The organism is Rhizobium sp. WYCCWR 11152 (assembly GCF_013087615.1).
GTDB lineage: Bacteria > Pseudomonadota > Alphaproteobacteria > Rhizobiales > Rhizobiaceae > Rhizobium > Rhizobium indicum.
In genome coordinates this window covers 540,210-557,515 of sequence record NZ_JABFCP010000011.1, presented here as the reverse complement: position 1 = coordinate 557,515, position 17,306 = coordinate 540,210, and the positions used below count along the sequence as shown (strand labels likewise).

20 protein-coding genes are annotated in these 17,306 nt (G+C 62.0%); 8 read left to right on the top strand and 12 right to left on the bottom strand.

Annotation, left to right across the window (positions count from 1 at the left end; genetic code table 11):
* Window positions 1-10: 10 nt before the first annotated feature.
* Window positions 11-1,006, bottom strand: coding sequence for an aldo/keto reductase (locus tag G9X67_RS24340; protein WP_138332198.1), 996 nt, complete (start codon window positions 1,004-1,006; stop codon window positions 11-13).
* A gap of 234 nt (window positions 1,007-1,240) precedes the next feature.
* On the opposite strand from G9X67_RS24340, the gene G9X67_RS24335 reads away from it, so the two are divergent.
* Window positions 1,241-2,149, top strand: coding sequence for a LysR family transcriptional regulator (locus tag G9X67_RS24335; RefSeq protein WP_138332199.1), 909 nt, complete (start codon window positions 1,241-1,243; stop codon window positions 2,147-2,149).
* A gap of 45 nt (window positions 2,150-2,194) precedes the next feature.
* On the opposite strand, the gene G9X67_RS24330 is transcribed toward G9X67_RS24335, so the two are convergent.
* Complete coding sequence (locus G9X67_RS24330) at window positions 2,195-2,692, bottom strand: ferritin-like domain-containing protein (protein ID WP_072639965.1); 498 nt, start codon at window positions 2,690-2,692, stop codon at window positions 2,195-2,197.
* 113 nt (window positions 2,693-2,805) lie between these two features.
* On the opposite strand from G9X67_RS24330, the gene G9X67_RS24325 reads away from it, so the two are divergent.
* Window positions 2,806-3,459, top strand: coding sequence for a hypothetical protein (locus G9X67_RS24325; protein WP_171599884.1), 654 nt, complete (start codon window positions 2,806-2,808; stop codon window positions 3,457-3,459).
* 8 nt (window positions 3,460-3,467) lie between these two features.
* Here G9X67_RS24325 and G9X67_RS24320 read toward each other — a convergent pair whose 3' ends face one another.
* Both G9X67_RS24320 and G9X67_RS24315 read right to left on the bottom strand, forming a co-directional pair.
* Complete coding sequence (locus G9X67_RS24320; RefSeq protein ID WP_171599883.1) at window positions 3,468-3,911, bottom strand: GNAT family N-acetyltransferase; 444 nt, start codon at window positions 3,909-3,911, stop codon at window positions 3,468-3,470.
* Between the two features lie 14 nt (window positions 3,912-3,925).
* Window positions 3,926-4,873, bottom strand: coding sequence for an aldo/keto reductase (locus G9X67_RS24315; protein ID WP_138388417.1), 948 nt, complete (start codon window positions 4,871-4,873; stop codon window positions 3,926-3,928).
* 178 nt (window positions 4,874-5,051) lie between these two features.
* Here G9X67_RS24315 and G9X67_RS24310 point away from each other — a divergent pair, with 178 nt between their 5' ends.
* A complete protein-coding gene (locus tag G9X67_RS24310; RefSeq protein ID WP_171599882.1) occupies window positions 5,052-6,038 on the top strand; it encodes a Gfo/Idh/MocA family oxidoreductase in 987 nt (328 codons plus the stop codon).
* Here the strand turns inward: G9X67_RS24310 and G9X67_RS24305 are convergent, their stop codons facing one another.
* The gene (locus G9X67_RS24305; protein WP_171599881.1) at window positions 6,039-6,416 is read right to left on the bottom strand and encodes a GtrA family protein; all 378 of its coding nucleotides are present in this window, start codon (window positions 6,414-6,416) and stop codon (window positions 6,039-6,041) included. It abuts the gene before it with no gap.
* Window positions 6,413-7,420: a glycosyltransferase gene (locus tag G9X67_RS24300; RefSeq protein ID WP_171599880.1), complete on the bottom strand. Its 1,008-nt coding sequence runs from the start codon at window positions 7,418-7,420 to the stop codon at window positions 6,413-6,415. The genes G9X67_RS24305 and G9X67_RS24300 overlap by 4 nt, the downstream gene beginning before the upstream one ends.
* A gap of 160 nt (window positions 7,421-7,580) precedes the next feature.
* Between G9X67_RS24300 and G9X67_RS24295 the strand changes: the two genes are divergently transcribed.
* Window positions 7,581-9,449, top strand: coding sequence for a hypothetical protein (locus G9X67_RS24295; protein WP_171599879.1), 1,869 nt, complete (start codon window positions 7,581-7,583; stop codon window positions 9,447-9,449).
* A 119-nt stretch (window positions 9,450-9,568) separates the two neighbouring features.
* On the opposite strand, the gene G9X67_RS24290 is transcribed toward G9X67_RS24295, so the two are convergent.
* Window positions 9,569-9,814, bottom strand: a complete 246-nt coding sequence (locus G9X67_RS24290) for a hypothetical protein (RefSeq protein ID WP_138332207.1) — start codon at window positions 9,812-9,814, stop codon at window positions 9,569-9,571.
* A gap of 340 nt (window positions 9,815-10,154) precedes the next feature.
* On the opposite strand from G9X67_RS24290, the gene xseA reads away from it, so the two are divergent.
* Both xseA and G9X67_RS24280 read left to right on the top strand, forming a co-directional pair.
* Entirely contained in the window at window positions 10,155-11,735 is a 1,581-nt protein-coding gene (gene xseA / locus G9X67_RS24285; protein WP_171599878.1) for an exodeoxyribonuclease VII large subunit, read from the top strand.
* Window position 11,736: 1 nt separating this feature from the next.
* Entirely contained in the window at window positions 11,737-12,330 is a 594-nt protein-coding gene (locus G9X67_RS24280; RefSeq protein ID WP_138332209.1) for an NAD(P)H-dependent oxidoreductase, read from the top strand.
* A gap of 3 nt (window positions 12,331-12,333) precedes the next feature.
* Here G9X67_RS24280 and G9X67_RS24275 read toward each other — a convergent pair whose 3' ends face one another.
* A complete protein-coding gene (locus tag G9X67_RS24275; protein ID WP_171599877.1) occupies window positions 12,334-12,834 on the bottom strand; it encodes a MarR family transcriptional regulator in 501 nt (166 codons plus the stop codon).
* 81 nt (window positions 12,835-12,915) lie between these two features.
* Between G9X67_RS24275 and G9X67_RS24270 the strand changes: the two genes are divergently transcribed.
* Entirely contained in the window at window positions 12,916-13,827 is a 912-nt protein-coding gene (locus G9X67_RS24270) for an EamA family transporter (protein WP_138388412.1), read from the top strand.
* On the opposite strand, the gene G9X67_RS24265 is transcribed toward G9X67_RS24270, so the two are convergent.
* Together G9X67_RS24265 and G9X67_RS24260 are read right to left on the bottom strand one after the other, a co-directional pair.
* Window positions 13,775-15,028: an aminopeptidase gene (locus G9X67_RS24265; protein WP_171599876.1), complete on the bottom strand. Its 1,254-nt coding sequence runs from the start codon at window positions 15,026-15,028 to the stop codon at window positions 13,775-13,777. The two genes, G9X67_RS24270 and G9X67_RS24265, sit on opposite strands and share 53 nt — an antisense overlap.
* Window positions 15,029-15,155: 127 nt before the next feature.
* The gene (locus tag G9X67_RS24260; RefSeq protein ID WP_171599875.1) at window positions 15,156-15,839 is read right to left on the bottom strand and encodes a glutathione S-transferase family protein; all 684 of its coding nucleotides are present in this window, start codon (window positions 15,837-15,839) and stop codon (window positions 15,156-15,158) included.
* A gap of 83 nt (window positions 15,840-15,922) precedes the next feature.
* Here G9X67_RS24260 and G9X67_RS24255 point away from each other — a divergent pair, with 83 nt between their 5' ends.
* The gene (locus tag G9X67_RS24255) at window positions 15,923-16,366 is read left to right on the top strand and encodes a helix-turn-helix domain-containing protein (RefSeq protein WP_138332213.1); all 444 of its coding nucleotides are present in this window, start codon (window positions 15,923-15,925) and stop codon (window positions 16,364-16,366) included.
* 50 nt (window positions 16,367-16,416) lie between these two features.
* Here the strand turns inward: G9X67_RS24255 and ybaK are convergent, their stop codons facing one another.
* A complete protein-coding gene (gene ybaK / locus G9X67_RS24250; protein WP_138332214.1) occupies window positions 16,417-16,890 on the bottom strand; it encodes a Cys-tRNA(Pro) deacylase in 474 nt (157 codons plus the stop codon).
* Between the two features lie 30 nt (window positions 16,891-16,920).
* Entirely contained in the window at window positions 16,921-17,271 is a 351-nt protein-coding gene (locus G9X67_RS24245) for an ArsC family reductase (protein WP_138332215.1), read from the bottom strand.
* Between the last annotated feature and the right edge of the window lie 35 nt (window positions 17,272-17,306).

The window sequence follows — 17,306 nt, the reverse complement described above, 5'->3', positions numbered from 1 at the left end:
CGGCAGGGGTTCAGATGTTCGTCATGGCAAGCGAGGCGTCCGAATAACGCTTGCCGGAAACCTGCCCAGCGGGGATGACCTCTTCAAGCCTCGCAAGTTCCGCGGGGCTGAGCACGATATCGGCGGCCGCGGCGTTCTGTTCGAGATGATGAAGCTTGCGGGCGCCCGGTATCGGCACGATGTCGTCGCCCTGGCTCAACACCCAGGCGAGCGCCAGCTGCGCCGCCGTCACGCCCTTCTCGGCGGCAAGCCGCTCGAGCGTTGAGACGAGGGCGGCATTGGCGTCGAAATTTTCCGCCTGGAACCGCGGCACCTGCCGGCGGAAATCGTCCGCGTCGAGATCCTCCACTTTGCGGATCGCTCCGGTCAGGAAGCCGCGGCCGAGCGGGCTGTAGGGCACGAAGCCGATGCCGAGTTCGCGGCATGTGGCAAGCACCTCCTCTTCGGGATCGCGCGTCCAGAGCGAATATTCGCTCTGCAAGGCTGCGATCGGATGGACCGCATGGGCGCGGCGAATGGTGGCGCTGCCGGCTTCCGAAAGCCCGAGCGCCCGGACTTTGCCTTCCTTCACCAGTTCCGCCATGGCGCCGACCGTCTCTTCGATCGGCACGTTGGGATCGACCCGGTGCTGGTAGAAGAGGTCGATGGTGTCGATGCCGAGGCGTTTCAGCGAGGCTTCGGCGACCGCTCGTACATGCTCGGGGCGGCTGTCGACGCCGGCGATGGCGGCAGTACCCGGCTTGCTGGCATCGATCTTGAAGCCGAATTTGGTGGCGATCACCACGCGGTCGCGGAATGGCTTCAGCGCTTTGCCAAGAAGAACCTCGTTGGTAAAGGGACCATAGACTTCGGCGGTATCGAAGAAAGTGACGCCGAGATCGATGGCGCGGTGCAGTGTCTTGATCGATTCCGCATCGTCGCTGGCGCCATAGGCAAAGCTCATGCCCATGCAGCCGAGACCGACGGCAGAGACGGTCAGATCGTTTCCGAGTTTCCGGGTTTTCATGATGTGCTCCTCTGAGCTGATTTTGAGCCGCCAGAGCATGATGCCGAAAAGTGTGAGCGGTTTTCGGACGACATCATGCTCTAACTATTTAATTCAGAACAGGATTCAGATTTTAGGCCGCCCGGCCTGAAATCATCCTGTTCTGGATGGTTGCGGTACCGCCAGACCATATCGCTGCGCTATCAATCAGAAAATACATGCAGTTTCTAACAGGTTGTTCTATCATTTCGATCAATGAACAGAACACAGCTCTCGCAACTCGCCGTTCTCGCCGCCGTCTCGGAGCATCGCAGCTTCCGGGCGGCGGCGAAGGAACTCCTCGTTGCGCCCTCGGCCATCAGCCATGCGATATCGAGCCTTGAGGAAAGTCTGGGGGTGCGGCTTCTGGCGCGGACCACTCGCAGCGTCGCGCCGACGGAAGAGGGGCGCCTGCTGCTTGAAAGACTTCGTCCCGCACTCGAGGAGATCGATATTGCCTTGGAGGCCGTCCGCGATACGCGCGCCAAGCCGGCCGGAAACCTGCGTATCACCGCGCCGCGCTTCGCCTCCGATCTGCTGCTCGCTCCGCGGCTCGGCGACTTTCTCAACCTCTATCCCGATATCACCCTGGAGATCGCCAATGAGGACGGCTTCACCGATATCGTCAAGGAGGGTTTCGATGCCGGCATCCGGCTGGAAGAGAGCCTGGAAGCCGATATGATCGCGGTCAGGATCTCGCCCAATCTGACGACGGTGATCGCCGCTTCGCCCGAATATTTCGAGCGTCATCCAAAGCCCGAGCATCCGCGCGATCTCGTCCATCACCGCTGTATCAAGCGGCGCTTCACCAACGGCTCGATCTATCGCTGGGAATTCGAAAAGAACGGGCAGGAACTCGTCGTTTCGGTCGATGGGCCGCTGATCGTCAGCGAGGATCGGCTGGCCCTGCTTGCGGCGCTGAACGGCGCCGGCCTTGCCTATCTGTTCGACATGCGGGTCTATGACGAACTGGCGGGCGGCACACTTGTGCGGGTGCTGGAAGATTGGTGCGCGCCCTATGCCGGGCCGTTTCTCTATTATCCCACCCGGCGACAGATGCGCCCGGCGTTGCGCGCCTTCATCGATTTCTTCAGATACAGCGAGCAGGATACGGGCGGCCGGTAAGGAATGGGAACCGGGCCGCCCGTTCTTACTAGGGCGCCGTGTGCATCAGGCAGCCTTTGCCTTCTGGTTTGCCGCCGTGGTGGCGAGCTGGGAGAGGGTCTTGTCGGTGGCCGTTTCCTCCTGCAGCGTCTGATCGAGCAGGCGGACGGCATCCTTGAGGCCGAGCGTCGCGGCCCAGGTCTTCAGCGTGCCGTAGCGGGCGATTTCATAATGCTCGACGGCCTGGGCGGCCGAAATCAGGCCGGCATCGAGAGCCACCGTGCCCTTGAATTCCTCCATGATTTCCTCGCCCTCGGCGATGATGCCCTGGATCGCCTCGCAAGTCTTGCCCTGGGCGCGTTTGCCGATCAGCTCGAAAACCTGCTGCAGGCGCTCGACCTGAGCTTCGGTTTCCTCGCGGTGTTTTTCGAAGCCCTTCTTCAATTCCGGGGATTGAGCGGCGCGCGCCATCTTCGGCAGGGCGCGCAATATTTGCCGTTCGGCGAAGTAGATGTCTTTCAGCGTGTCGTGGAATAGATCTTCCAACGTCTTTTCCTTGGCCATTTTCTCTATCCTTGTTCTGGGGAAAACCGCGAATGCGGCGACACATTAAGAAGCGAAGATCGCGCTAATTGTTCCCGATCGATTTCGGGTGGACTGGAAATCGGTGCCGGACGATGATTCCTGCCGTCGATGCGCAGGAGAATGACGTCATGCGAAAGCCGAATTCGATGAAGGGTCTGGAGGATCTCGGCCGCGTGCGGCTCTCGCAAAACTTCTTCCTTCGCGATTTCCTGCATTCCGAAATCGCCGATTTCTATCGCATCCCCAATATCCCCGAGGATCCGGATCTGGCGATCGAAGCGGGCAAGAGGCTTTGCGAGGAATTGCTCGAGCCGCTAGAGGCGACGTTCGGGCGCCTGCATATCCGTTCCGGCTATCGTTCGCCCGCGGTCAACAGGTTCGGCAATGAGAACAAGCTGAACTGCTCGACCAATGCCGCCACCGCCGCGCATCACATCTGGGATATGAGGGATTTTGACGGCTGCATGGGTGCAGCCGTCTGCATTGCCGTGCCGTGGATGGTCGACCACTACCACGATGAAAGCGACTGGCAGCGGCTTGCCTGGTGGATTCACGACCACCTGCCTTATGCCTCGCTCTGCTTTTTCCCGAAGCTCTGGGCCTTCAATATCCAGTGGCACGAACGGCCAAAACGAGTGATCCAGAGCTATATCAGTCCGCGCGGTATCCTGACCAAGGCGGGTATGGCTAATTGGGAAGGCGATCACGCCGCCTTTTACGAAGGGTTTCCCCCGCTCAGAAACTGATGCGGTGCTCAGAAGGTGATGCGATAGCGGATATGGCCGTCGCTTTCGACATAGCTGTCGTAGAGTGCTCGCGCGGTTCTGTTCTGCTCGCTCGTATGCCAGTAGAGCCGCGACCAGCCCTTGGCTCTGCAGGTTGCGATGAGATCGTCGATCAGCGCCCGCCCGAGGCCTTTGCCGCGCGCATCGGCATCGACGAACAGGTCTTCGAGATAGCAGTCCCTGCCGCGGATCCACGTGCCCTCATGCGTGAGATAAAGCGCAAAGCCCATCATCCGGCCACCGATTTCGGCGACGCGCATCGCGATTGCCGACGCCGGATCGAAGATCCGCCTCCATGTGGAATCGGTGATATCGGCATCGACCGTGACGTCGTAAAAGGTGAGGTAAGCCGCCCAAAGTTCGCGCCAGCAGGCTTCGTCCTCGGGGCGGGCATCACGTATCGTTACGGTCATGGTGTCTCTTTCTTTCAGGCACCGGCTTGGTCGAGCAGCGCCATCGCATCGTCGGACAGCGCAAGTGTCGCCGATTTCGCCAGGCTTTCAAGCTGCGAAAGGCTGGTCGCGCTGGCGATCGGCGCCGTCACGCCCTTCTTGCGCAGCAGCCAGGCGAGTGAAATTTCCGCCGGCTTGGCACCGGTCTCGGCCGAAACTCTGTCGAGCGCGGCCAGGATGCGCAGGCCTTTGTCGTCGAGATATTTCGAAACCCGGCCCTCGCGTGCGCGGCCTTGCGTATCGGCCTTGCTGCGGTATTTGCCGGTGAGGAAGCCGGCGGCGAGGCTGAAATAGGTGATGACGCCGATGTCTTCTTTGACGCAGAGATCGGCAAGCGGCCCCTCGAAGCTCGCGCGCTCATAAAGATTATATTCCGGCTGCAACACATCATAACGCGGCAGGCCGGCCTTTTCGGCAGCGTCGAAGGAAGCCCGGAGCAGTTTCGCATCATAGTTCGAGCAGCCGATGGCGCGGATCTTGCCTTGCTGCTTCAGCTTGGCATAGGCGCCGAGCGTTTCCTCGTGCGGCGTATCGGCATCCGGCCAGTGCGAGAGATAGACGTCGATATAGTCGGTCTGCAACCGGCGCAGCGAATCCTCGACCGCCTTCAGGATATAGGTCTCCTTCAGCGTCTTTCCCTGTCCCATGTCGGAGCCGACCTTGGTGACGATGACCGCCTTGTCGCGGGAAACCTTGGCGTGGCTTAGCCAGCGCCCGATGATCTCCTCGGAATCGCCGCCCTTGTTGCCGGGAACCCACGAGGAATAGACATCGGCCGTATCGATCGTGTTCAGGCCCGCGTCGAAGAAGGCGTCGAGAATGGCGAAGGATGTTTTTTCGTCGGCCGTCCAGCCGAAGACATTGCCGCCGATGACGATCGGCGCGACCGATAGACCTGTTTTTCCAAGCCGGCGCATTTCCATGACGCTCTCCAGAAGTGTGAAGGAATTGAAATCGCGGATACGGCAGAACGCCGCCCTGACCAACTTAGTGCGATCCGCACATTCGGGAAGGCAAACTTCCGTGATTTCAAGCCGCGCCATTGCGCCGCAGCTAAGGCCTGAATATGGTTCGCCGAAATCAATTCGGGAGACTTGGATCATGCTGCGTTTCGGTATCATTTCAACGGCGAAGATCGGCCGCGACAATGTCGTTCCGGCGATCCAGGATGCGGAGAATTGTGTCGTCACGGCGATTGCCAGCCGTGATCTGACACGCGCAAGGGAGATGGCCGACCGCTTCTCGGTGCCGCATGCCTTCGGCTCCTACGAGGAGATGCTGGCCTCCGACCTCATCGACGCCGTCTACATCCCGCTGCCGACCTCGCAGCATATCGAATGGTCGATCAAGGCGGCGGATGCCGGCAAGCACGTGCTCTGCGAAAAGCCGTTGGCGCTGAAGGCAGACGATATCGACGACGTGATCGCCGCCCGCGACCGCAACCGGGTGGTGATCAGCGAAGCCTATATGATCACCTATTCGCCGGTCTGGCAGAAGGTGCGCTCGTTGATCGACGAGGGCGCCATCGGTTCGCTCCGGCATGTGCAGGGCGCCTTCACCTATTTCAACCGCGACCCCGCCAACATGCGCAACGTTCCCGAGCTCGGTGGCGGCGGCCTTCCCGATATCGGCGTCTATCCCGTCATGGGCACGCGTTTTTCCACCGGCAAGGAGCCGCTCTGGATCCAGGCGATCACCGAGCGCGATGCGGATTTCGGCACGGATATCTATTCGAGCGTCAAGGCCGATTTCGGCGATTTCGAGCTGAGCTTCTATATCTCGACGCAGATGGCCAACCGCCAGGTCATGGTCTTCCACGGCACCGAAGGGTACATCGAGGTCAAGTCGCCGTTCAACGCCAATCGCTGGGGGCCGGAAGAGATCGAGCTTGCCGACCGCAGCCACACTGAATCGCGCATCTTCCGCTTCCAGGACAGCCGCCAGTACAGGCGGCAGGTCGAGGCCTTCGCCCGGGCGGTGACAAACGGCAAGGAAGAGATCGTCACGCTCGAAAATTCGAAGCTGAACCAGAAGGTGATCGACGCGATCTACCGGGCCAGCGAGAAGGACGGCTGGGAAGCAGTTTGATCACTCGGCGCGGAAGACGAAGCGCGAATAGCCGAAGAAGCTGAAGATCATCGAGGCGACGCTGGCGATCACCATGGCCGCCAGCGGTTGAAGCGCCGGCAGCGACAGCAGAAGCGCGGAATAGAGCCCGTAATTGACGAGCGCTGCCGTCACCCCGACCGAGCCGTAGCGGAAACCTTCGGCGGCAAGCGAACGGCCGGAACGATTGAAGGTGAAGCTCCGGTTGAAAGCCCAGGTCGCGGCCATGGCGAAGGCGATCGCCACGAGCCGCGCCAGAAACGGCCCGAGCGGCGTCAGAGCAAGCAGCGCCGACAGGATGCCGGCATCGACGAGGAAGCCGATGCCGCCGGCGATGGAGAAGCGGATGAGCTTTCTCATGCTGCATCCGCCTTGCCGGGACGCATGCGCGATACCGGCCCTGCGTCGCCGAGCGGCGCCTTCAGCGCGCTCGGCCTTTCCAGGCCCATATAATGGATACGAAGCTGTTCGGCGCGGGCGCGCGCAACGGAATCTAGGATGACGCCGGCGGTGAACAGCATGAAGGAGATCATCATCAGCGCCGTCGACAGCACCCAGGTCGGCATGCGGCTGACGAGACCCGTCTCGAAATATTCCGCCAGCACCGGCGCCATGAAGCCGAGGCTCGCCAGCATGAAGGTGGCGCTGATCGCGCTGAAAAAGGCGAAGGGCCGGGTTTCCTTCATCAGCATCGCAAACATCCAGAGGATCTTGGCGCCGTCGCGGAATGTCGAAAGCTTGGAATGCGAGCCTTCCGGCCGGCGGCCATAGTCGAGCTCCAGCTCGCTGACCGGCAGCTTCAGTCGCGAGGCATGCACGGACATCTCGGTTTCGATCTCGAAGCCGCCTGATACCGCCGGGAAGCTCTTGACGAAGCGGCGCGAAAACGCGCGGTAGCCGGAAAAGATATCGGTGAAGTCGGGGCCGAAGATCATCCGGTAGAGCAGGTTGAAAAGCCGGTTGCCGATCGCATGGCCCTGACGGCCGGCATCGGCGTGCACACCGCGCCTGGTGCCGACCACCATGTCGGCGCGCTCGGTGAGCAGCGTGCGCACCAGTTCCTCGGCATCCTCAGGCGCATAGGTGCCGTCGCCGTCGGCGATGATGTAGATGTCGGCGTCGATATCGGCAAACATGCGGCGCACGACATGGCCCTTGCCCTGACGCCGCTCGCGCACGACATGCGCGCCGGCAAGCATCGCCTGCAGCGCGGTGCCGTCGGTGGAATTGTTGTCGTAGACGTGGATCGCAGCATCGGGCAGCGTCGCCCGGAAACCCTGCACGACAGCGCCGATCGTCGCCGCTTCATTGTAGCAGGGGAGCAGGACGGCAATATTCAGATTATCGGTACGCGATCGGGCCATGACTCTACTCGTTACACTTGAAAGCCGCGCTCAGCCTAAATCATGCGCCGTTAATAAGACCCTATGACGCAGGCAAAATCGGCGGCTGCCACATACGGCTTTACACTTTCTTGATCGGCGGCGGCTAAAGTTCGGATATCGAAACGAAGCGCTAACCACAATGAACGCTGTGCAGCCGACCCCCCATGCATCCTCCGCGATCGACGCTCCCAGGGGCGGGCTGCCCGCTCCCAGGGGCGGGGTGCGCGACCTGCTGACGCGTCTCTGGCCAACCGTCATCGCCTATTGCGTCATCCTTGCCGCCGCCATCCTCATCACCAAGCTTTCCAGCGCCACCGATTACGTCGGCCCCGACAATGATGACGGAATGCGTCTCATCGAGGTTCGCGATTTTCTGGCCGGGCAGGGCTGGTTCGATCTGATGCAATACCGTCTTGGCCTCGACGGCGGTACGCTGATGCATTGGTCGCGGCTGATCGATCTGCCGATCGCCTCGCTGATCTGGTTCTTCGGCCTGTTTGCGCCCCGCGAGACGGCCGAAGCGCTGGCGCTCGCCGTTTGGCCGGTATCGCTCATCCTGCCCGCCATGCTCGCCATGGCGGTTGTCGGCCGGCGCATCGGCGGGGTTGCCGCCATGCATATCAGTCTCGGCTTGACCGGTCTTGCGATCTACACCGGAAACCGTTTCGCGCCGGGCGCCATCGATCATCACAATGCGCAGCTGGCGCTGGTCGCGACGATGATCGCGATGCTGCTGGATCCAGAGCGTCGCGCCTGGAGCTATGCGGTTGCCGGCATCGCGGCAGCCGTTGCTATCGCCATCGGCGCCGAGACGACCCCCTTCGTCGCCGCCGTCTGTCTGACCATTGCCCTGCTCTGGGCATGGGAAGGCGAAGATTTCGCCGCCGCCGCCAAGGCCTTCGGGCTGGCGCTGGCGATTGCGATCAGCATCCTCTTCTTTGCAACGGTGCCGCCCCGGCTTTATTCGACGGTCACCTGTGACAATCTCTCGCTCGGCTACTACAGCCTGGCGGCGATCGGCGGCGGGTTGCTGTTGTTTTCGGCGGTTTTTGCCAGCCACCTGCGCCGGCCCTTGCGCTTTGCCGCACTCGCCGTCGTCGGCGCCGGCGTTCTCGGTTCGGCGATCGTGATCGCACCGCAATGCCTGAGCGATCCGCTGGCCGGTCTCGACCCGATGCTGGTCGAACTCTGGCTGAGAAATGTTTCGGAAGCGCAGTCGATTTTCGCTCTCGGACGCACCGATCTCTTCTCGATCGGTGGCTTCTATGCGGCCGGCCTGTTCGGCATCGCCGTCTGCATCTTCCGCGTCGTTCAGCGTGACCGCATGCAAATCCACTTGGTCCTGCTCTTCCTGCTGATGACGAGCTGGGCAATCGCGCTGGTCCAGGTGCGCGGTTCAACGTTCTCGAACCTGATCTCCATCCTGCCGCTTGCCCTGTTGATTATCGATGTCCGCCGCATCTCCAACGGCGACAGCGAGAATGTCGCAGCCGCCTTCGTCTACATCGTCACCGTGCTCGCCAGTGCTCCGGCCGCCTGGGCGGTCGGCGGCGGATTTGTCTCGCTGCAGATGGAGAATGCTGCGCAGAAGAAAGCGGCAGAGCCGGCAAAGAAGATTTCCTGCGCATCGCGAGCGGCGCTGGCGCCGCTCGCCGGGCTACCGGTCGGACTGGTCTCGGCGCCGTCGGAAATGGGCGTGCCCATCCTCCGCTTCACCGCGAACCGGGTTCTCTCCGCACCTTATCATCGCAATCAGGGCGGCATGCTGACGGAGCTGCATATCGGCATGGCCGAGCCGCAGGAGGCGGAAGCCTTCCTGAAGGGGACCGGCGTGACGGTGCTTGCCTTCTGCCCCGGCGACCTGCAGACCCGCGAGATCACCAAACTGAAGCCGGATGGGCTCTATGCTGAGCTCGGCAAGGGCAATATCCCGCCCTATCTGGAACCGCTTCCGAAGACGGCGGACGTGGGCGTTCAGTTCTTTCGCTATCGGCCGGCGACGAACTGACGACGGCATCTTCAGGATGGAATAAAGCATGTCGGTATAACGACATGCGTAAAAACAAAGCAAGCACGGGAAGCCGATCTAAAAGATCGCGACGCGCTTATCAGTGTGAAAACGCGCTGTCAGTGCGAAACACGCATGGCGCGGCGAAGGCGCTGATTGGCATAGAGCCCGAGCACGAAGAGCATGAGGCCACCATTATAGCCGAGCACGGCATAGATGAATGCGAGAATAGACACCGGCCCGGGCGAGGTTATCGCCGCCAACGCGAATGTGATTCCGATCAGCGCGGCGACCAGCGCGATCACGCCAGCCGAACGCGTCTGCCCGGCGCTGACGCCCAATGCTGCTGCTGTGAGAATAATCATTTCAGCACCTTCCCAGAGATAACGAGGGGAAGCATAGGAAGCGCCAACTAACAAAGATTTACCGGCGATCTTCGCCGAAAAGCCTTTGTATTGCGGTGGTTAGCAATCCCTTTCGGCTAAAACGCATATTCTAACTATCCGTTCCGCAACAAAACAGATTTACACGATTTTGTTGTTTGTCCACCTGGCTGCAACGAGTGCATGTGCAGGCTGCGTTGAGACGAGTGCGCTCGACGCACCGGTGATGAACCCTCCCGCCAACGATTTTGACGGCGGGGAAAACCGGTTCCTGCACCAATGCCGACCTTCCTGTTTATCGATGATCGACATACAAAGAGGGATGAGCAACGTCTTCGACGGCGATTCGCCGACCAACCTTGCCGAATATTCGGTTTCGGAGCTTTCCGGCTCGATCAAGCGCACCGTCGAAACCGCCTTCGACCAGGTTCGCGTGCGTGGCGAGATTTCCGGCTATCGTGGGCCACACTCCTCGGGCCATGCCTATTTCGCGCTGAAGGACGACCGCGCCCGCATCGACGCCGTCATCTGGAAGGGCACCTTCTCACGGCTGAAGTTCCGCCCGGAAGAGGGCATGGAGGTCATCGCCACCGGCAAGGTCACCACCTTTCCGGGCTCTTCGAAATATCAGATCGTCATCGAGACGCTGGAGCCGGCCGGCGCCGGCGCGCTGATGGCACTGATCGAGGAGCGCAAGCGCAAGCTCGGCGCCGAGGGCCTGTTCGATGCCGCCCGCAAGAAGCGGCTGCCCTTCATGCCCGGCGTAATCGGCGTCGTCACCTCGCCGACGGGCGCCGTGATCCGCGATATCCTTCACCGCATCTCCGATCGTTTTCCGGTGCACGTCCTCGTCTGGCCGGTGAAGGTCCAGGGCGAGGGATCCGGTGAGGAGGTGGCGAACGCTATCCGCGGCTTCAACGCGCTGGAACCTTCAGGCGCCATCCCGCGCCCGGATGTGCTGATCGTCGCGCGCGGCGGCGGCAGTCTGGAAGATCTCTGGAGCTTCAACGACGAAATCGTAGTGCGTGCTGCGGCTGAAAGCCGGATACCGCTGATCTCGGCCGTCGGCCATGAGACGGACTGGACGCTGATCGACTATGCTGCCGATATCCGCGCTCCGACGCCGACGGGGGCTGCCGAAATGGCGGTGCCGGTCAAGGCGGAGCTTGAGGCGCAGGCCGCCGCTCTTGCCGCGCGCCTGCAGGGCTGCATGAATCGGCAGATGGATCAGCGGCGCCAGTCGGTGCGCGTGCTGATGCGGGCATTGCCGTCGCTCGATCAGCTTCTCGCCTTGCCGCGCCGCCGTTTCGACGAGGCGGCGACCGGTCTCGGCCGCGGGCTGGAGCTCAACACCATCAACAAGCGCCGCGGCTTCGAGCGCGTCGGCGCGCATCTACGCCCCGATCTGCTGTCCGGCCGCATCGCCGAGCGCCGCCAGACGCTGAACGAGCGCATGACCCGGGCCGAGCGCATGGTCGAGCGGCTGATCGACCGCTCGAAGTCGCGCGTCGACCGCGCCGAAGCCATCCTCGCATCGCTGCCTGCCCGGCTGAAGACCCAGACCGACCGCGGCCGCGAACGCCTCGGCAATCTTTCGCGCCATGCCGACACGGCGATCCGCCACCAGCTGACCCGTGCGCGCGCCGAGCTTTCTTCGCAGGACCGCGTGCTGCAGTCGCTCTCCTATAAGAATGTGCTGAAGCGCGGCTACGCCGTCATTCGCGACGAGGATAACAGGCCGGTCTCGCAGGCTGCTCACCTCTCCGCCGGCATGGGCATCGCCATCGAATTCGCCGACGGCCGAGTCGGCGCCATGACCACGGAAGGCGGTACACCGCCGGCCAGTGCCAAGAAGCGCAGCACAAGACCCGCAGATCCGCCGAAGCAGGGAAGCCTGTTCTGACATGCGGATCCTGCTGGTGCTTGCCCATCCGTTGGAGGACAGTTTCGCCGCTGCCGTGGCAAGGACGGCGCGTGAGGCGCTGGAAGCGGCAGGCCACGTGGTCGACCTGCTTGATCTCTACCGCGAAGATTTCGATCCACGCCTTTCGAAGGCCGAGCGCGGCGGTTATTTCGACGTGCCTTATGACACCTCAGCCGTTGCCGATATCGTTGCCCGCCTGAAGGCTGCCGACGGCCTGATCTTCGTCTTTCCGCAATGGTGGTTCAATTTCCCCGCAATCCTCAAGGGTTTCTTTGACCGCGTCTTCGCCCCGGGCGTCGCCTTCAGCCATGATGCTGCCGGCGGCCGTATCGTGCCGCAGCTGACCCATATCAGGCTGCTCTATGCGCTGACGACGACAGGCTCGCCCTGGTGGCTGGTACGTCTCTATATGGGCGATCCGGTGCGCCGGCTCTTGAAACGCGGGATCGCCGCCTTCTGCTCGAAGGGATTGAATTTCCGCATGCTCAGCCTGCACGACATGGACCGCGCCACCGATGCAAAGCGCAGGGCGCATCTCGATCGCATGCGCAAGCTGCTATCGGCAATCCGCTAGGCGCTATTCGAAGTCCGCAAGAAACTTGCGCAGCAGCCTGTCGAGTTCCGCCTTGTCGGCCGCGCTCAGATTTTTCGACAGCCGGTGCTGATTGACGACATGCGCATCGACGGCGGTCTCCACCGTCGCAAGCCCTTTTTCCGTCAGCGCGATGAGCACGCTCCTGCGATCCTCCGGATTGAGGATACGTTCGACGTAGCCCGCCTTCTCCAACTGGTCGATGCGGTTCGTCATCGTGCCGGAGCTGACCATGGTCATCTCCAGAAGCTCCCCAGGCGAAAGCCGATGGGGGGCGCCGGAGCGGCGCAGCGTCGCCAACACGTCGAAGGCGGAGGACGAAAGGCCCTGCTTCATGAGCACGGCCTCCACTTCGCGGCCGAGATGGGTACTCAGGCGTTTCAGACGCCCGAGGATGCCCATCGGTTCGACGTCGAGGTCCGGCCGCTCCCGTCGCCATTGCGCCAGGATCTTGTCGACATGGTCCATCTTGCCGTCTTCGCTCATGCTCCATCGATATCATTCATTATCTTGACGTCAAGATAAGAGGGTGTAGAATGAATTTATCTTGAAATAGAGATTCTCTATATGAAGACAAATTCACGTTACGTCGCCGATCTTGCGACAACCGCGCTCGCACCCGCCATCTGGGGCAGCACCTATATCGTCACCACCACTTTCCTGCCGGCCGGATATCCGCTGACGGTGGCGATGCTGCGCGCCTTGCCGGCCGGTTTGCTGCTTCTCTTCCTGGTCAGAAAGCTGCCTTTCGGCATCTGGTGGGGAAGGGCTTTCGTTCTCGGCGCGCTTAACTTCTCGTTCTTCTGGGCGATGCTCTTCGTCTCGGCCTACAGGCTGCCAGGCGGCGTTGCCGCAACGGTCGGCGCCGTGCAGCCGTTGATCGTCATCGCTTTGTCGCAGCTTTTTCTCGGCAAGCCGGTCCGGCCGCTTGCCGTACTGGCCGGTCTCGCCGGCATGGCCGGCGTCGGACTGCTGGTACTGACGCCGAAGGCGGGGCTCGATCCGATAGGTGTCGCTGCCGGTCTGGCCGGCGCGGTCTCGATGGCCTTCGGCACGGTGCTGACGCGCCGCTGGGCGCCGCCGGTCTCAAACCTCATCTTCACCGCCTGGCAATTGACGGCGGGCGGCATGCTGCTGATGCCTTTTGCCTTTTTCCTGGAACCGGCGCTGCCGATGCCGACCGCCGCAAACATTGCCGGCATTGCCTATCTCGGGCTGATCGGCGCAGCCTTCACCTATCTGCTCTGGTTCCGTGGCCTGTCGCGCATCGAGCCCTCGGCGGTTGCCTCGCTTGGCTTCCTTAGCCCGCTGGTCGCGACCCTGCTCGGCTGGCTGGCGCTCGGCCAGAGCCTGACGCCGGTGCAGATCGGCGGTTTCGCTATGGTGCTTGCAAGCGTGTGGCTCAGTCAGCGCACGATGATGCCGGTCAGGCCCATTCGCCCTGCCGCATTACCGGAACCCGCGAACCATCCGGCTTGATGCCGTCGATATCGACCTTGTCGGAGCCGATCATCCAGTCGATATGGATCAGGCTGGAATTGCCGCCCTGTGCCTTGATCTGCTCCTGGCTCAGTGTCGCGCCATCGAGGAAGCATTTGGAATAGCACTGGCCGAGCGCGATGTGGCACGAGGCGTTTTCGTCGAACAGCGTGTTGTAGAACAGGATGCCGCTGGCCGAGATCGGCGAGGAATGCGGCACCAGCGCCACTTCGCCAAGCCGGCGCGCGCCCTCGTCGGTATCGAGCACCTTGTTCAAGACCTCTTCGCCGCGCGAGGCCTTGGCCTCGACGATGCGCCCGCCCTCGAAACGCACCTGGATATTGTCGATCAGCGTGCCCTGGTGCGACAGCGGCTTGGTGCTCGACACATGGCCTTCGACGCGCAGCGCATGCGGCGTGGTGAAGACCTCCTCGGTCGGGATGTTCGGATTGCAGGTAATGCCGTTCTTGGCGGTGGAAGCGCCGCCATGCCATTCATGCCCGTCGGCAAGGCCGATCGTCAGGTCGGTGCCCGGTCCCTGGAAATGCAGCGAGGCGAAGCGCTCGCCGTTCAGCCAGGCGGAGCGTTTGGCGAGATTGGCATTGTGTTCGGTCCAGGCGGCGACGGGATCGCTGACATCGACGCGCGAGGCGGCAAAGATCGCCTTGGCGAGCTTGGCGATCGCGATCGGCTCCGGATCGTCGGGGAAGACCACCTTGGCCCAGGACGGGTTCGGGTAGGAGACGATGTTCCAGTTGATGTCGAAATTCGAGATCTTTTCCAGCGCCGGCTTGTAGGCGGTGGAGTTGGCGCGATTGGCGCGGCCGACCTTGCCGGCATCCTGCTCGGACAGCAGCATCGGATTGTCGCCGGCAACCGCAAGACGGGCCGCCCCATTGGCATAGGCCTTGGCCATGCCCTCGTAGAGCCAGCCGGAGGCGCAGTCGAAGCTCTCGTCGCTGCCATACTGATAGCGCGCCAGCGTCGTTTCCTCATCGGAATAGAAGGCGGAGACCAGCCCGGCGCCGGCCTGATAGGCGTGCTTGGTGATCAGGCGGACGAGCGGCAGCGCCACGACAGGCGCGGTGATCACCAGATCCTGACCTCTCTGCAGTTGCAGCCCGACCTTGATGGCGACTTCCGCAAGCTTTTCCAGCTTGACGGGATCAACGGTGTTCTGGCTCTGGGGCATGAAAGTCATGGTGCAACCTGCCTTCTGTCATCGACGGTGGGAGGCTGGAAGACTTAGACCCGTTTGCGGCGAAAATGAAGCGCGCCGCTGCCGAATTGCAGCGGCCGGATTGTGTCTGGTCGGTTGAGTGGGGGACTTAGGCGGCCGCAGGCAGCCTGAGCAGGATCGAGTCGTGTTTTTCGAGGAATCCCATCAGCCGCTGCGGGTAGTCTTCGCCAACGGCGGCCTTGACGCTTGACCGTTCGGACAACGTCTTGCGCCAGCGCTTCACCCGCTCAAGCCCTTCGAAGATGCCGCTGTCGCCGAGCGTATCGAAGAGATCGAAATACCGAAAGACCGGCGCGAAGACGGCGTCGACGAGGCTGAAGTCGTTGCCTGCGAAATAGGGGCCATCCGTCAACACCTTCTCGAGCGTTGCGAATTTGGAGATGAGCGTAGTGCGCTTGGCCTCCAACTGCGGGACATCCTGCGCCGTCTCGTAACCCCAGAGATCGGAAAGCACGGAGGAACCGAATTCCATCCAGCCGCGATGGCGGGCACGCGTCAGCGCGTCTCTCGGATGTAGCGCCACACCTGGCTGCGTTTCCTCCAGATATTCGCAGATGACGCTGCTTTCGAACAGTACGGCCTGGCTGCCGTCCTCCTCTTTGATCCGCAGCAGTGGCACCTTGCCGAGCGGCGAGATCTTCAGGAACCAGTCCGGCTTGTCGGCAAGATCGATGTTGATGCGCTCGAAGGGTACACCCTTTTCGAGCAGCGCGATCGCGGCGCGCTGCACATAGGGGCACAGATGATGGCTGACGAGGGTAAGCTTGCTCATGGGGGTCTCCTTGGCAATGATGATAGATGTAGATGCATCTAATATCGCTTGCAGCGGAATTCAAGATAGATGTAATTGCATTTATGTCCGAAAAAACGTCGAATCCGAGCGAAGCGGTCACCTCTGCCTGGACGAGCATCATGCGCGCCCGCGAGCGCTTGCTCGGCGCCATCGAAGCCGACCTGAAAGCGGCCGGCCTCCCGCCGCTTGCCTGGTACGATGTGCTGTGGGAATTGGCGCGCTCGCAAGACGGCAGGCTGCGCCCCTACGAGATTGAGGAGCGGACCTTGCTGGCCCAGTATAATCTTTCCCGGCTGCTCGACCGGTTGGAAAAAGAGGGCCTGGTCCGGCGCGAGGCCTTCGCCGAGGATGGACGCGGCCGCTGGGTGGTGATGTCAGATGCCGGCCGAAAGCTTCGCGAGCGCATGTGGACTGTCTATGCCAGATCGATCGAGACCCATATCGGCTGCAAGCTTGCCGAAAGCGAGGCGAAGACGATCGCCGGCCTGCTCGACCGCTTCTTATAGCAGGAGCATGATGCCGAAAACCGCTTGCAGTTTTCGGCATCATGCTCCGATCAGGCAATCAGCGGCGCGGCGACAGCCTTCAGCGCCTTCAACGCAGCCTTCGGATCGAGCCGCACCTGCAGCCCGCGCTGCCCGCCATTGATATAGACCAGCGGTTCGCCAAGCGCGGCTTCCTCGATCGCGGTCGGCACCGTCTTCTTCTGGCCGAACGGGCTAATGCCGCCGACATGGTAGCCCGTCAGCCGCTCGGCATCGGCGGGCTTCATCATGTTGGCCGATTTGCCGTGAAAGGCGCTGGCAAGCTTCTTCATGCTGACTTCGCGGTCCGATGGCACGACGACGCAGACCGGCTTGCCGTCCACCTCCGCCATCAGCGTCTTCAGCACCCGGTGCGGCGCCTCGCCGAGCGCTTCGGCCGCCTGCAGCCCGACGCGCTCGGCATTGGGGTCGTAGTCATAGGCATGAACGGTGAAGGCGACGCCTGCCTGCGAAAGAACCTGTGTCGCGCGCGTGGTCTTGGACATCTCTTCCCCTCGTGAGTTCAGCGGCGCCTGTCAGTTTCCGAACGCACCGGCGTAAATCTCCGGCTTGAAGCCGATCAGCAGCTTCCCCTTCGCCTCCAGCACCGGCCGCTTGATCATCGACGGCTGGTCGAGCATCAGGGCGATCGCCTTCTCCCGGGTGAGGTTCTCGCGCTCCGCATCGGGCAGTTTGCGGAAGGTGGTGCCGGCGCGGTTGAGGACGGTATCGAGGCCGGCCTGGTCGATCCAGGCTTCGAGATGGGCGCGGTCGATACCGAGCGCCTTGTAGTCGTGAAACTCATAGGCGACGCTATGTTCGTCCAGCCAGCTGCGGGCCTTCTTCATCGTGTCGCAATTCTTGATGCCATAGATGGTGACAGCCATACCCGATCGATCTCCCTGTGATAGCAGCGAGATAA